General features: G+C 69.4%; 12 protein-coding genes and 1 pseudogene. 6 read left to right on the forward strand and 7 right to left on the reverse strand.

What is annotated here, in order from left to right:
* Nucleotides 1–135 precede the first annotated feature (135 nt).
* Nucleotides 136–390, reverse strand: a pseudogene (locus tag BU204_RS42300) (ferric iron reductase); the annotation flags it as partial.
* A 51-nt stretch (nucleotides 391–441) separates the two neighbouring features.
* On the reverse strand, nucleotides 442–1,029 hold the full coding sequence (locus tag BU204_RS25265) for a hypothetical protein (protein WP_075128242.1): 588 nt from the start codon (nucleotides 1,027–1,029) through the stop codon (nucleotides 442–444).
* Nucleotides 1,030–1,164: 135 nt separating this feature from the next.
* Here BU204_RS25265 and BU204_RS39340 point away from each other — a divergent pair, with 135 nt between their 5' ends.
* The 3 genes from BU204_RS39340 to BU204_RS25275 all read left to right on the forward strand — a co-directional run bounded on the left by BU204_RS39340 (nucleotide 1,165) and on the right by BU204_RS25275 (nucleotide 5,084).
* Complete coding sequence (locus tag BU204_RS39340) at nucleotides 1,165–1,293, forward strand: SapB/AmfS family lanthipeptide (RefSeq protein ID WP_143229726.1); 129 nt, start codon at nucleotides 1,165–1,167, stop codon at nucleotides 1,291–1,293.
* A 90-nt stretch (nucleotides 1,294–1,383) separates the two neighbouring features.
* Nucleotides 1,384–3,975: a class III lanthionine synthetase LanKC gene (gene lanKC / locus BU204_RS25270; RefSeq protein ID WP_143229727.1), complete on the forward strand. Its 2,592-nt coding sequence runs from the start codon at nucleotides 1,384–1,386 to the stop codon at nucleotides 3,973–3,975.
* Nucleotides 3,972–5,084, forward strand: a complete 1,113-nt coding sequence (locus BU204_RS25275; protein ID WP_075128244.1) for a right-handed parallel beta-helix repeat-containing protein — start codon at nucleotides 3,972–3,974, stop codon at nucleotides 5,082–5,084. Before lanKC ends, BU204_RS25275 begins: the two co-directional genes overlap by 4 nt.
* A gap of 81 nt (nucleotides 5,085–5,165) precedes the next feature.
* Here the strand turns inward: BU204_RS25275 and BU204_RS25280 are convergent, their stop codons facing one another.
* On the reverse strand, nucleotides 5,166–6,731 hold the full coding sequence (locus tag BU204_RS25280) for a methyl-accepting chemotaxis protein (protein ID WP_083661620.1): 1,566 nt from the start codon (nucleotides 6,729–6,731) through the stop codon (nucleotides 5,166–5,168).
* Nucleotides 6,732–7,389: 658 nt separating this feature from the next.
* Between BU204_RS25280 and BU204_RS25285 the strand changes: the two genes are divergently transcribed.
* A complete protein-coding gene (locus tag BU204_RS25285; protein WP_075128245.1) occupies nucleotides 7,390–7,593 on the forward strand; it encodes a cold-shock protein in 204 nt (67 codons plus the stop codon).
* Nucleotides 7,594–7,642: 49 nt separating this feature from the next.
* On the opposite strand, the gene BU204_RS25290 is transcribed toward BU204_RS25285, so the two are convergent.
* Nucleotides 7,643–8,713 carry a hypothetical protein gene (locus BU204_RS25290; protein ID WP_075128246.1) on the reverse strand — a complete coding sequence of 357 codons (1,071 nt, stop codon included), beginning with the start codon at nucleotides 8,711–8,713 and terminating at the stop codon, nucleotides 7,643–7,645.
* 129 nt (nucleotides 8,714–8,842) lie between these two features.
* Between BU204_RS25290 and BU204_RS25295 the strand changes: the two genes are divergently transcribed.
* Together BU204_RS25295 and BU204_RS25300 are read left to right on the forward strand one after the other, a co-directional pair.
* Nucleotides 8,843–9,976 carry a sensor histidine kinase gene (locus BU204_RS25295; RefSeq protein ID WP_143229728.1) on the forward strand — a complete coding sequence of 378 codons (1,134 nt, stop codon included), beginning with the start codon at nucleotides 8,843–8,845 and terminating at the stop codon, nucleotides 9,974–9,976.
* Nucleotides 9,973–10,617 carry a response regulator gene (locus BU204_RS25300; RefSeq protein WP_075128247.1) on the forward strand — a complete coding sequence of 215 codons (645 nt, stop codon included), beginning with the start codon at nucleotides 9,973–9,975 and terminating at the stop codon, nucleotides 10,615–10,617. The genes BU204_RS25295 and BU204_RS25300 overlap by 4 nt, the downstream gene beginning before the upstream one ends.
* A gap of 21 nt (nucleotides 10,618–10,638) precedes the next feature.
* On the opposite strand, the gene BU204_RS25305 is transcribed toward BU204_RS25300, so the two are convergent.
* Genes BU204_RS25305 through BU204_RS25315 form a run of 3 tightly spaced genes read right to left on the reverse strand, consistent with a single transcriptional unit; the run spans nucleotide 10,639 to nucleotide 13,278 of the window.
* Nucleotides 10,639–11,559, reverse strand: a complete 921-nt coding sequence (locus BU204_RS25305; protein WP_075128248.1) for an acetamidase/formamidase family protein — start codon at nucleotides 11,557–11,559, stop codon at nucleotides 10,639–10,641.
* Nucleotides 11,556–12,503 carry a PDR/VanB family oxidoreductase gene (locus BU204_RS25310; protein ID WP_143229729.1) on the reverse strand — a complete coding sequence of 316 codons (948 nt, stop codon included), beginning with the start codon at nucleotides 12,501–12,503 and terminating at the stop codon, nucleotides 11,556–11,558. Before BU204_RS25310 ends, BU204_RS25305 begins: the two co-directional genes overlap by 4 nt.
* Complete coding sequence (locus BU204_RS25315; RefSeq protein ID WP_075128250.1) at nucleotides 12,496–13,278, reverse strand: MOSC domain-containing protein; 783 nt, start codon at nucleotides 13,276–13,278, stop codon at nucleotides 12,496–12,498. Before BU204_RS25315 ends, BU204_RS25310 begins: the two co-directional genes overlap by 8 nt.
* Nucleotides 13,279–13,304 lie beyond the last annotated feature (26 nt).

The following is a 13,304-nucleotide window of genomic DNA, read 5'->3' on the forward strand; positions in this document are numbered from 1 at the left end:
TGCGCATGCGGATCCCTCGAAACATAGTGGAGTGCCCGGCAAAAAACTGTTTCGGTCTCACCGCGCGGGGCACGATCCATGCCCTCTACCACCTACAACACCGAGCCAGCCGAGATCGTGCCCCGATCCCGAAATTCACACCGGATTCTCAGCAAGCCAGACCCGCTCCGCTGGCAGGAGAACCTGCGGGCTACGCCCTGACACGGTGGACCCACGTTCGGGTGTAGGCGGTGCGCGAAAGTCACCCTCATGCGAACGGCAGGCACAGCGCCGCGGCGTCGCAGGGTCCATCATCACGACCTCCTCGGCGACGTCCTTGAGGATGACGCGTTCGACCACCCCGTCGGCGAGGACGAGGATCACGTTCTCCCCGTGCGGCATGAACGCGAGCTCGTACGCTTGTGCGGTCTCACCCGGTCTTCGGCCGACCGACCACGTAGATCAGCCGATGGTGAGTCGGCCGCTGGTGAGCATCTCTCGTACGTACGACGGCCAGTCCCTGTTCAATGTGCGCTCAAGCGCATCGTGGACGGCGTCACGTTCCTCTTCGCCGAGATCCTCGCGACTTCCGTCCGAGTAGAAGATGGTGTGGCGCTTCGCCGCACTGCCCAGGTGGGAGTACGCCCGCCGACTGATCGTCAGGTAGAGGCCGAGTATCGGCAGTTCTGGAATCTCGAGCAGCGCTCGTTCCCAGTCGACGCCCAGGCTGGCCCATGATTGATCCTTGGTGTCCAACCAGCGGGTCACATCGGTGAACCACACAGCCCTGTGAGCGGGATGTTCCTTGTTGTACAACCGAGTAAAGCCTACGACGTCCTCCACATGCTGTGGTATCCCAACGCTGGGCACGGAGTGAGGAGCGACGGCGAATGCCGCCTCGGCCATCGGTGCCTCCGAAGCCGCCTGCGGCCACTCGAGCGCGTAGATCAGCCAGAAGGGCGGATGGACGAGCAGCTTCTCGATGTCATCGTTCCCACGAGGTCGGTTGGGCATGGGCGAGACCTTAACTGGGTCGTCGAAATCAGCCATCCAGCCTGCGGACACCGGCTTGTCCTGATGACGGTTGTCATGGTCGAAATCCAGCCAATCGGACCAACGGCAACGTGACAGCCGCTCGTAGGCTCGCGCCTGGTATCACCACGCCCGTCAGAAGGGAGGTGACTCATGAACCACATCCTCGACCTCCAAGCGCTTGACGACAGTTCCGAGACGCATCCCGAGGCTCCGTCGGTGTTCAGCTCGGCCAGCGCCGGCCTGTGCATCAGCTGCCTGAGCCTCACCGTGTGCGGCTGACGACCATCAACGCCAGGTGAACCGGTGGGCCCCACCTGCCGGTTCGCCACCTGGACAGACCCAGCTGATCGGCGGTGTCACCGAGTGGACATGCGGTACCTGGAGTTCTGCCTCACCGACCCGCTCTTCTACGATTCTCCACGGGAAATCGCGGACGCCGCCGCCAGGGACTACCTGGCTGATCTCACGGTGCCAGCGGGCTGGACGGCGTCTCGCAAGGGAACCTGGACGTTCCTGCGGCCGCCTGCGGCCTCACTGCCGGCCCAGGGCTGGAAGGTTCACGCCTCGGCCACCCTCGACAATGCGCGGGACGTGCTCCGCGAGGTGTGGGACTACTGCGTTCCTCGCGGTGTCACGTTCAAATTCCTCGCCAGTCCGGTAGATCTTCTCCTGCGCAACAGCAAATACGCCGATCGGGCCGGCAGTGGCAAGTTCGTCGCCATCTATCCGCAGGACGTCGACCAGCTCGGAACCATCCTGCGGGAGCTCGGTGCGGTGCTGGACGGATCGAAGGGACCGTACGTCCTCAGCGACATCCGATGGGGTTCAGGGCCGCTCTACGTCCGCTACGGAGGCTTCGCCGAGCGATTCTGTCGGTCAGACAACGGGGAGCTGGTGCTGGCCATTGCCACCCCGGACGGTCGGCTCGTTCCCGATCAGCGCCGGGCAAGCTTCACCCCACCGTCATGGGTCGACATCCCCGAGGTGGTGGCCACCAGCATCGAAGCCCGGACGAACCAGGGAGCCGCGACGCGGTTCCCGTTCCGAATCGTCAGGTCACTGCACTTCTCGAACGGCGGCGGCGTCTACCTGGCCGTCGACAGCCGCAGCGGTCGGGAGGTCGTGCTCAAGGAAGCCCCACCATACGCCGGGCTCGACCAGGACGGGACCGATGCCGTGCAGCGCCTCCTGCGTGAGCGGGACTTCCTGAAGAAGCTGGCGAACACCGGTGTCGTCCCCGAGCTGTACGAGCATCTGGTCTGCTGGGAGCACCACTTCCTGGTCGAGGAGTACATCGAGGGACGGTCCGTCGGCCGGGAGATGGTCGAACGCATCCCCCTGATCCGCGCGGGGACCGACGACGGGCACGTCCGGGAGTACGCCGCGTGGGCGCTGGGCGTGCTGGACAAGGTGAGCCGCTGCGTCCGGGTCATGCACGACAACGGGATCGCGTTCGGCGACCTCCACCCGCACAACATCCTGCTGCGGCCCGACGGCGGGGTCCGGTTCATCGACCTCGAGATGGCTTCCTACCTCACCGACGAGGAGCGGCCGGCGCTCGGCGCGCCGGGTTATGTGGCACCCGACGGACGCGCCGGTGGCGATGCCGACCGCTACGCGCTGGCCTGCCTGCGTCTGAGCATGTTCCTGCCACTGACCACGTTGTTCCCGTTGGACCGGGACAAGGCGGCGATGCTCGCCGACTCGGTCGTGCGGCGCTTCGGACTCCCCGAGTCCTACGCCACCGAGATCATCGAGACCACGCGGGACCGCGGCGGTGCAGGTCCACGCAAGCGGAGCCGCGCCGCCGAGCTCGCCGCCGACGTCGACGCCGGTACCCCGGACTGGCCGGTGCTGTGCCGCTCCATGCGGGACGGCATCCTGGCCAGTGCCACGCCGACGCGGACCGACCGGCTGTTCCCCGGGGACATCGCGCAGTTCAGCCATACCGGCATCGGCATGGCCTATGGGGCGGCCGGTGTGCTGCACGCGCTCGCCGCGGCGGGCTTCGGCAGGTTCCCCGAATACGAGGACTGGCTGCTGAACTCCGTCCGACAGGGACGGTGCGACGGGCAGGTCGGCTTCTACACCGGGCTGCACGGCGTCGCCTACGTGCTGTCCGGGCTGGGCCGCGACGACGACGCGCTCGCCGTGCTGGACAGGGCGATGCTCGCGCCGAGGGACGCGCTGCCGGCGAGCTTGTTCGCCGGGCTGGCCGGAGTCGGGCTCAACCTGCTGCACTTCGCTCTCCGCACCGGAGACTCGTCGCTGCTCGACCAGGCGGTCGACCTCGGTACGGAGTTGGCCGGGCGGCTGGGGCTCCCGCTCGCACCGGCCGCCACGACCGGGACGCAGCGCGCCGGTTTGCTGCACGGGCCCTCCGGAGCGGCGCTCCTGTTCGTGCGGCTCTTCGAGGCCACCGACGACCAGCGGTTTCTTGACCTGGCGGAGGCGGCACTGCGGCGCGACCTCGACCGGTGTGTGGAGGTGGGCGACGGGAGCCTCCAGCTGGACGAGGGCTGGCGGGCGATGCCCTACGTCGAGACCGGCAGCGTGGGTGTCGGGCTGGTACTGCGGGAGCTCCTCCGCCACCGGGAGCGGCCCGACCTCGCCACCGCGTTGTCCCGCATCCGGCGTGCGGCGGAAGCGGAGCTGGTGATCTGCTCCGGACTGTTCAACGGGCGGGCCGGACTGATCACCTTCCTCACGGCGGCAGGAGGCGACGACGCGGCACTGAACCGCCACCTGAGGCGACTCGCCTGGCACATCGTGTCCTATCAGGACCATGTGGCTTTCCCGGGCGACCAGTTGATGCGACTGTCCATGGATCTGGCCACCGGGTCCGCGGGCGTCCTGCTCGCGGTGCGCGGTGCGCTCGACCACAACGGCCCCATGCTTCCCTTCCTGACCCCACCAGAGAGCCGCGTGTCGCGGCAGCCGCGGAGGATCGCCACATCATGAGAAGCACCAGACCGCTGGCCCGCCTGGCGATGATCATCATCGCCATCATCGCGGTGACGTCTCCCGGGGCGGCATCGGCAACAGGTGCGCGGCGTGTGCACGTCGTGTGGCCGGGCCAGTCCGTCCAGGCCGCCATCGACGCCGCCGCGCCCGGCGACACGGTGGTCCTGCGACCGGGCACGTACCGGGAGAACCTGTCCATCACCACGAATGGTCTGACCCTGGTCGGGTTCGGCGCCAGGCTGGAGGCACCGGCCGTTCCGACACCCGCCGGCTGCGTGCCGGCCGAGCAACCCAACCCCGTCGGCGTCTGCGTCAGCGGGGAAACGGACGCGGACACCGGACAGACCGTCGAGGTAGCCGACGTCACCATCCGGGGCCTGACCGTGGGACGGTTCCCGTCGACCGGGATCATGGTGCTGCACGGCCGGCGCACCCGGATTGAGCGCGTGGACGCCACCGGTGGCACCGCGTACGGGATTCTCATCCTCCGGTCCTCGGACAACACCGTGACGGGCAGCACGCTCCATGGTGGACAGTCCGCGGGGCTCTACATCGGCGAGTCTCCCGAGGCACGTAGCACCGTCACCGGAAACCGGATGTACGACAACGTGACCTTCGGGATCTACGTGCGTACCGCCTCATACGGCATCATCACCGGCAACCAGGTGGAGGGAAGCTGCATCGGCATCGGTTTCATCCCTACCCACCCGGCCGAGGACGCCGTGGCGCACTGGCGGGTCACCGCGAACCGGATCACCGCGAACAACCGGCTGTGCGAGAGCGCATCCGGTCCGGTGACGGGAATCGGCGTGTACCTCGGCGGCACCAAGGAGATCACTGTGGACCACAACCGAATCGAGGCCAACACGGGCGCCCCCGGGACGCCTCACTCGTGGGGCGGGGGAATCGTCGTGAACGACGGGTCACTGTACGGCTTTCCCAACCAGCCGATCGACAACCAGATCCGCCACAACCTCCTGCGTGACAATCTTCCCTACGACATCATGGTTGTGGTGCCCGGCACCGGCAACACCATCACCGCCAACCGCTGCGAAGCCAGCTCCCCGCCCGGCTTGTGCCGACCCCGGACAGGGTCGCGGCGGTAGGCCCACGCGCTCCGCGAAGGGGCGACGTCTCGGCGCCGCTCGACCGCCTCCTTGGCCGGTCTCGGCCGCTCGGCTCCCGAGTCAGTAGGTGAAGGCGCTGATGAGTTCGTTGATCTGGCGGGCGGTCGCCGCCAGGTTCGCGCCGGACTGTTGGGTCGCGGCGGCGCCTTCGTCGGTTGACGTGGCCGAGGTGGAGATCTGGGCCAGGGAGTTCTCGATGCCAGCCGACGTGCCGCTCACCTCGTCGACGTGGGTGGAGATGCCCTCGGTCATGATGGACTGTTCCTCGACGGCGGCCACGATGCGTTGCTGGTCGTCGTTGATCTGGCGGATGACCGCGTTGATGCTGTCGATCGCGGTGACCGTCTCGCTGGTCACCTGCTGGATGAGGCCGATCTTGGTCTTGACGTTGTCGGTGGCCTTGGCCGTCTCCTGAGCGAGGTCCTTGACCTCGCCGGCGACCACGGCGAACCCCTTGCCCGCGTCGCCGGCGCGCGCGGCCTCGATGGTGGCGTTGAGCGCGAGGAGGTTGGTCTGTTCTGCGACCGAGGTGATCGCCCCGACGATATGGCCGATCTCCAGGCCGGCCGCGCGCAGGCGCTCCACCCCCGCGGCGCTGTCCTCCGCCGCCCTGATCGCCCCGGTGGTCGACAGCACCGCAGTGGAGCTGGCGCTCGCGACGCTTCGCGCTGACTCGCTGATCTGGCTCAACACCTCCGCGATCCGCGTCACGGCCTCCTTGACCCGCCCGGCGGAGGTGGTGGCGGCGTTCGTGCGGTTCAGGGTCTCCTTGGTCGCCGCGCCCAGTCGGTCGGACACCGAGTCGAGTTCGGTGCCGGCTGCGGTCAGGGCGGACGCGCGGTCGCCCATGTCGGCGAGGACAGTCCGGATCGACCCGGTCGCGCCGTTGAGCGCCCGCGCCATCTCGCCGAACTCGTCCTCGCGGATGATCTCCACCTGGTAAGTGAGGTCCTTCGCGGCCACCGCGCGCAGGCCGCGCACCATGCCCATCATCGGACGGTGGATGGCCCGGTAGGTCCACATCGAGAACCCGATGAACGCGGCAGCGGCGGCAATCCCACACGCGATGATCCACCACAGCCCGGACAGCCCCGCATCGTCGGCGAGCTGTTTTTGCTGTTCGACCGCCTTCGACAGGTTGTCGTCGAGCGTGCCCATCTGGTCTTCCAGCTGGGAGAACAGGGTCATGAACGAGGAGACCCCGGCCTGGGCGGCGGAGTGGTCGGTTTGCGCCGTCGTCACGAGCCGCTCGGCCAGCTCGGTGTACCCGACGAGGGAGGGACGCAGGTCGGTGAACTGCTGCCGGAGGCCGGCCGGCGCCATCCCCGCCGCGGCGTCGAAGTGTTGAATCATGGCTTCGACGTGGTCAGACACCTCGGCGACGCCGTACGTGGCACGCTGCTCGTCGGTGCTGGCGTTCAACGCCGCCATGACGTCGGCGCGGAGACCGTCGTGCATCATGTCCGCGTTCCACTGCTCACTCATCGCCGCGCTGACCGTCGCGAGTGATGCCGTCCCCTGCGCCTGAACGCTGTTCGCATACGCCGCGACACCGAGCATCGCCGCGAGCGCGCCCACGCCCACCACCGCGCCACCCAGCACTCGCAACCGGATCGTCAGCCGCATCCCGACCTCCTGACATGTTGACCACCAGGTCTTCGATCGGCACCTCGACGTCGGACATGAACGAATTTCTGGCAAGCACCGGCTCAGCAACCGTTGCTCCTGCTGCGTCACCGGCAAACAGCAGCCGCCGCGGACAGACTTCCCGTTCGGGAGGTCCGATCAGTGAGGCGACGGCGGCGAACGCCAGCGAAAGGCGAGAAGCCACCAGCGATCCAGCACGAACGACACGGCTGGTGGGATCACTAACGGTGACACCCAGGACCGCCAGACTGACCCGCTGTGACCAGGCCCCGTACCACGTGGGACCAGCCGGCCCTGCGCTACGCGCTGACACGGCGGCGTGCCACTGTCGTGGCCGGTCTCTCCCTCAACGGGGTGCACCCTGTCCACGATCGACGTCGACATCGGTGACGCAGGGACGCACAGGGCCGGAGGGCCTGGTCAGTGCCGGTTCGGTCGGTGCGGGGTGGGGCCTGGGGAGACGCAGCCACCGAGGTCATGTAGTCTGAAGGAGGTCGTTTAGTTTTGTGTTCGTGTTCAACGCGCTCGCGAGACTTGTTGCGGGCGTTCGTTTCTCCAGGTTGGTCGAAGCGGTCGTCGCAGACAACCCGGCTCGTCGACAACGACGGTCCGTACCCCACCTGTTGAGGAGACAACTATGGCTCAGGGCGTTGTGAAGTGGTTCAACTCGGAAAAGGGCTTTGGCTTCATCGCCCCCGACGACGGCGGTGCCGACGTGTTCGTGCACTACTCGGAGATCTCGGGCGGTGGCTTCAAGTCCCTCGAGGAGAACCAGCGCGTGCAGTTCGACGTGGGCCAGGGCCAGAAGGGCCCGCAGGCAACCGGCGTCACCCCCATCTGAGTCAGGTCCCAGGCCTCACCTGGGACCCGACTACTTGCCACCGGCAGGCTCATCGCACAGAAGAGCCTGCCGGTTTGGCGTGTGCGGCCGGAGTACCGCCAACACCCGCAGCACCCGGCGCGCTGCCCCCGGCGGTCTTCTCGGTGGCGAGCCGCCGCTGGCGGTAGGCGAGCGCGGCCACGAACAGTCCCAGGCCCCAGAGCGGCCAGAGGGTCTCGGGCATGTTGGTCACCCACTTGCCCTCGACGCCGGTCGCGACGGCGAGCCGGATGTACATCACGCCGGCCGAGGTCACCAGGACCGCGACGATCGTCGCCGGGACCACCGCGAGGTTGATCGGCACGCGCTTCCCGGCCAGGCCGACCATCCAGCGCGGGAAGCGCTCACCCCACGGCCGCAGGAGACCGACGGTCAGCAGCGCACCGCCCGCCCCGAGAGTCGCCAGCGCCGCGCCGCCCAGCCACAGACCGCTCTCCACACCCTCGCGGTACATCTGCTCCTCCAGACCCACGCTCCAGCCGAGCGCCCACGCCCACCGGGTCACGCAGTAGACGAGCGGGACGACGACGGCGACGATCACGGCCGGCCTGCCGAAGCGGACGAGGTCCAGCTCTCCGCCACGACGGCCGTACCGCATCGCGGTCCACGCCCACCCGATACCGGCCAGCAACAGCAACGTCAGGTTCGCGCCCGGCCACTGGATCAGGTCGCCCCATCCCGCGTCCGGCGGAAAGCCGAAGAAGGTCTTGCTGACCGCGAGAATCGGCGTGTATGCCACGATGACCAGCGGACGGTAGTCCTGGATCACGAACATCAGAACGACGGCGTAGAGGCACGCGGGCACCAACAGGGCGTAACGCCACCCGCCCCGGCCGACGCCGCGCGCCATCAGCAGCGCGACGATCCCGCCGAGGAACCCCAGGACGGCGATGATCGGCCCGGCCACCTCGGGCGTCGACAGTCCCAGCAGGTTCGCGTCGATCGCGTCGGGGCCTTCGTCGACCATGAGGGGATCGCCGACCCCGAAGGGGTAGGCCCGGCCGGTGATCGCCCAGTAGAGACCCGCGAGGCCGTACAGGAACGAGAAGCCCGCGGTGAGGTATTCGATGTACTTTCGCATGCTCACAGCCTGGTCAGCGGGCGTGCGGCGGCACATGTGCCGACCGGCGCATCCTCGGGTGCCACGCGGGCGTCGATATGCCGATCGGCATATCGCGGGGATCCAGGGGCGCCACCTAGGCTCGTGATCATGTGCCTCCGCCGCGTGCTGGCCGCCTGCGGCGTGCTCGCTCTCGCGGCGGGGACGCTGCTGGTCCCGGCTCCGCCCATCGGCATCGTCACGCCGGTCACGCTCTGGCTCGGGCTGGCCGTCCTGCTCGCCCTCTGGCCGAGGACGCGGGCCGCTTCGCCCTGGGCGGCCGGGGCCGCCGCAGGTCTGTCCGCCGCGGTCACCGTGGCCTACCTGGTCCTACGGCCCGGCGGTTCGAGTGAGGGCCCGGTCCTGTGGTTCCTGCTCGAACCGGCCGGCCTGGCCGTCTACGTGTACCTGGCGTTCCGCTGGGCGCCCCCGAGGTCCGCGCTGACCGGCGGCGGAGCCGCCGTGCTCGCCCTGGCCATGACCGTGCAGCGGTACCTGCCGGCCGAGGCGGTCGTGGAGGCGATCGCCGGAAGTCTCGTCTGGCTGATCCCCGGCGTCGTCGCCGGCCTGGTCGCCTGGTACCCGCGGCTCATGGACGAGCGGCGGGAACGGGCCGTCGCCGAGGCTCGTCGTGCACAGCGCGTCGACCTGGCATCCGACCTGCACGACTTCGTCGCCCACGACGTGAGCGAGATAGTCGCCCAGGCCCAGGCGTCGCGCATGGTCCTCGCCGGCGACGATCCCCGGCTCACCGAGACCTTCGAGCGCATCGAGGCCGCGGGGCTGCGCGCGTTGGCGTCCATGGACCGCACCGTCCACATGCTCCGGGACTCCGGCGGGGCGGCTCGCACGCCCGTCGGCGTCCTCGCCGACCTGCCAGAACTGGTCGCCCGCTTCTCCCAGGGCGGCATGGGCGTCCGGCTCGACCCGACCACCACCGAGGTCCCCCGGGAAGCCGCCGCCGTGGCCTACCGCATCGTGGTGGAGGCACTCACCAACGTCCGCCGCCACGCACCTTCGGCCTCCACGGTGGACGTCACGGTCGCGGTGGAAGGACGGGACCTGCGCGTCACCGTCGCCGACGACGGCACCGACGAGACACGACCGAGCGGCCGGGCGCACGCCGGACTCGGCCTGCCCGGCCTCGCCGAGCGCCTGGCGTCCGTGGGCGGGACGCTCAGCGCCGGCCCTCGGGAACCCCGCGGCTGGTCCCTTTCCGCACGCATCCCCCTGGACGGCCGATGATCCGCATCCTGATCGCCGACGACCAGGAAGGCATCCGCGGGGCCTTCCGGATGGTCCTGGACGCCCAGCCCGACCTCACCGTGGTGGCGGAGGCCGCCGACGGCGAGAGCGCACTCGCCCAGGCCCGGCACCTCAAGCCCGACGTGGTGCTCGCCGACATCCGCATGCCCGGTCTGGACGGGCTGGAACTCACCCGGAAGCTGGCCGGCCCGGGAGTGGCCGACCCGATGCGCGTCATCGTGGTCACCACCTTCGACCTCGACGAGTACGTCCACACCGCGCTGCGCGACGGGGCCTGCGGATACCTGTTGAAACGCTCGGGTCCGACACTGCTGGTCGAGGCGGTCCGCGCGGCGATGGCCGGGGACACCCTCATCAGCCCGCAGATCACCGTCCGGTTGCTCAAGCGGATGATCCCCGCCGCCCCTCCCCCACCGGAACGTGACCCGTTGAGCGGACGGGAACTGGAGGTCGTCCGCCTGGTCGCCGAAGGCCGCACCAACGCCGAGATCGCCACGAACCTGTTCATCAGCCCCGGGACGGTGAAGAACCACCTCGCGAACGTGCAGCGCAAACTCGGAGTCAACAACCGCGTCGGCATCGCCGCCTGGGCGTGGGCGACGGGACGGTCAAGGCCATAGCCCATACCGCGGCCGCGTGACTCAGGTGATCGCGCCGTCCGCGAGGACGGCATGCACTCCCCACGTCTCGTTCACGACCTGGGTGATGCGCAGGTCCACGACCAGGCTGGCGAGCGCCGCGGCCGTCCCCCGGTCCAGGTCGTGCAGACTCTGCATCCACGTCACCATCGCGGTGAGCGCGTGCGCCATCGCCATGTTCAGGTCGGCGTCGAACCCGAAGGTGACGCGCCCGCCGGGGGTGGTGGCGTGCAGGCCGGGAACCGGGGCCTCGGTGGCGATGTCGAGCGTCACGACCGTCGTCATCGGACATTCGATCGCGGTGCCGCACACCTCGCCGTCGCCCTGGGCGGCGTGGCCGTCGCCGAGGTGCAGCAGTGCGCCGGGGACGGTGACCGGCAGGAACAACGTCGTCCCGGCGGTCAGGTCGCGGCAGTCGATGTTTCCGCCGCCGACGGCCCGTGGCGGGATGGTGGAGTGTTGACCCGGTTCGTCCGGTGGCATGCCGATCACGCCGAGGAATGGCGCGATTCGCACGGTGTGGCCGCGGTCGCTGGTGGCGGTTCCCCCGGCGGCGTCGATCTCCCAGAGGAGCGATGAAGGTGCTCCCCGCAGACCCAGCGTGCGGTTCAACGCGTTGTCCTTCGCCCCCGCGTTCGTCCAACCCCAGTCACCCGGGCTGGCCGAGCGGATGTGCACCGCGAGCACGTCCCCCACGTCCGCACCGCGCACCTCGATCGGGCCGGTGAGGCAGTGGCCGCGCCGTTCGTCGAACATGGTGGGCCGCCGCTCCCCCGGCGACTGCTGCCGTTCGAGGTATCCGTGCGCGTCGAGGGATCGCACGACGACCGTGTCACCGGGCTCCACCGTCAGCACCGGCACCGCACCGCGGTCGAACACGTCCGTGGTGGTTCCGCGCTCAGCATTCAGCTCGTGGACGCTCACGCGAGTTCCTCGTCCTGGTAGGGGCCGACGACGAGTTCGGTCGACCTGGCCCGCGACACGCAGGCCACCATACTGGCGACACGCTCGCTCTCGGTCAGCACGGAGTCGGCGTGCTCGACCTCGCCGTCGAGGACCGCGACGCGACACGTGCCGCACACGCCGGCTTCGCAGGACGAACCAACGCGAACGCCTTCGCCGCGCAGCGCGGCGAGCAGCGAGAGGTGTGCGGGAACCCCCACCCGTCGCCCGTCCGGGGCCCAGACCGCCGTGAACGGCGAGGACAGTTGCCGGTGGCCGGCCGCGAACTCCTCCAGGTGAATCCGGCTGAGGCGCCAGTGCGCCGTCAGCGTCCGCACCGCCCGCACGAGTGCCGGGGGGCCACAACAGTAGATGCGCACGTCGTCGTCCGGAACGCCGAGGTAGGGCCACAGGTCGAGCCGTCCCCGGCCGCCGCTGTGGTGCACGGTGTCCTCCGGACCGGCGAACTCCTCCAGGAACGGGGTTTCCGCGGCGGACCGCGTCAGGTAGAGCAGCCGCACACCAGCGCGGCCCGCGGCACGCAACCGGCGCACCATCGCCCGGATCGGGGTGATGCCGATGCCCCCGGCGATGAACAGGTACCGAGGCGAGGGTGCCAGAGGGAACCTGTTGGCCGGCGCGGAGACCACGAGCGTGGTGCCCACCGCCACGTCGTCGTGCATGCTCACCGAACCACCCCGGCCGTCGGTGTCGCGACGCACGCACAGGACGTACTCCCGGGGCTGGGCGCCGCCCGGCTCGACGAGGCTGTAGGCGCGCCTGTGCCCGGCCGGAGTGGACACCACGACGTGCGCACCGGGCTCATACGCCGGTAGCCGGGACCCGGCCGGGTCCCGCAGAACGAACCGGCGGACGGTAGGGGTGAGTTCGCCCGCCGCGCTGACCCGCAGCCGAAGCTCAGACACCGACCGCACTGCCCTTCGCCAAGGTCCCGGCAGTCAGGACTTCCACGTAGATTCCCATGAACTGGTGTCCGTAGGTCCGGTGGATCATGCTCACCACCGCCAGGTCGCGACGGCCGGTTCCCGGACCGACCTCGGTCGCGGCGCAGCGCCTGGTTCTGTGCACGGCCCGCACGCGCACCCCACCGAGGTCGAGCTCCCGACCGACCGCGTCCATTTCGGACCACGCCGGCAGTCCGTCGACGACGACGTTGGCCCGGAACCGGAGCGGGTCGACGACGGTGCCGGTGCGCGCCTCCAGGTCTCGGATCGAGGCCAGGCTGACCACCGAGACCCAGTTCATCGGCCCGTCCCCCGCCGCCGCCGCGTCGGTGAAGCGCCTACCCGGTTCCCGTGCGAGCACAGGCGTGACGCCCGCGGGCAGGTCGAGGACGGGCGTGAGGAACCGCATCGCCTCGTCGCGGCCTTCCTCGGTGCCCAGGTCGGCCTTCAGCACGTCGTGACCCGCGACTCGCACGGTGAGAACATCGGTCCCGGTGTCCACATGGGTGTCGAGTCCGGCGAGGCGGGGGTCCGACACCAGCGCGAAGAACTCCTGCTTCGGCAGCCCCACACGCGTGCCGGGCCGGTACCTGCCGTCCGGCCGGGCGAAGGCGAACCTGCGGTCGTTCGGAAACCCCGTGCCCGGTCGGAGCGCGACACGGTCCAGCGGCTGCGCGCTGAGCCCTTTGACCGGATAGACGAACAGTGCGTCCACCCGGCCTCGTCCCTCCACCATGGATGATCTCCCGTGGGTGCGTGCTG

It is taken from the genome of Actinophytocola xanthii (assembly GCF_001921205.1).
In the GTDB taxonomy this organism is placed as follows: Bacteria; Actinomycetota; Actinomycetes; order Mycobacteriales; family Pseudonocardiaceae; genus Actinophytocola; species Actinophytocola xanthii.

What these genes read in the sequence shown, in the direction of transcription:
- BU204_RS25300 (WP_075128247.1), top strand. Translation starts at nt 9,973, where the DNA reads ATGATCCGCATCCTGATCGCCGACGACCAGGAAGGCATCCGCGGGGCC.
- BU204_RS25280 (WP_083661620.1), bottom strand. Translation starts at nt 6,731, where the DNA reads ATGCGGCTGACGATCCGGTTGCGAGTGCTGGGTGGCGCGGTGGTGGGC.
- BU204_RS25265 (WP_075128242.1), bottom strand. Translation starts at nt 1,029, where the DNA reads ATGGCTGATTTCGACGACCCAGTTAAGGTCTCGCCCATGCCCAACCGA.
- BU204_RS25285 (WP_075128245.1), top strand. Translation starts at nt 7,390, where the DNA reads ATGGCTCAGGGCGTTGTGAAGTGGTTCAACTCGGAAAAGGGCTTTGGC.
- BU204_RS25315 (WP_075128250.1), bottom strand. Translation starts at nt 13,278, where the DNA reads ATGGTGGAGGGACGAGGCCGGGTGGACGCACTGTTCGTCTATCCGGTC.
- BU204_RS39340 (WP_143229726.1), top strand. Translation starts at nt 1,165, where the DNA reads ATGAACCACATCCTCGACCTCCAAGCGCTTGACGACAGTTCCGAGACG.
- BU204_RS25295 (WP_143229728.1), top strand. Translation starts at nt 8,843, where the DNA reads ATGTGCCTCCGCCGCGTGCTGGCCGCCTGCGGCGTGCTCGCTCTCGCG.
- lanKC (WP_143229727.1), top strand. Translation starts at nt 1,384, where the DNA reads ATGCGGTACCTGGAGTTCTGCCTCACCGACCCGCTCTTCTACGATTCT.
- BU204_RS25275 (WP_075128244.1), top strand. Translation starts at nt 3,972, where the DNA reads ATGAGAAGCACCAGACCGCTGGCCCGCCTGGCGATGATCATCATCGCC.
- BU204_RS25290 (WP_075128246.1), bottom strand. Translation starts at nt 8,713, where the DNA reads ATGCGAAAGTACATCGAATACCTCACCGCGGGCTTCTCGTTCCTGTAC.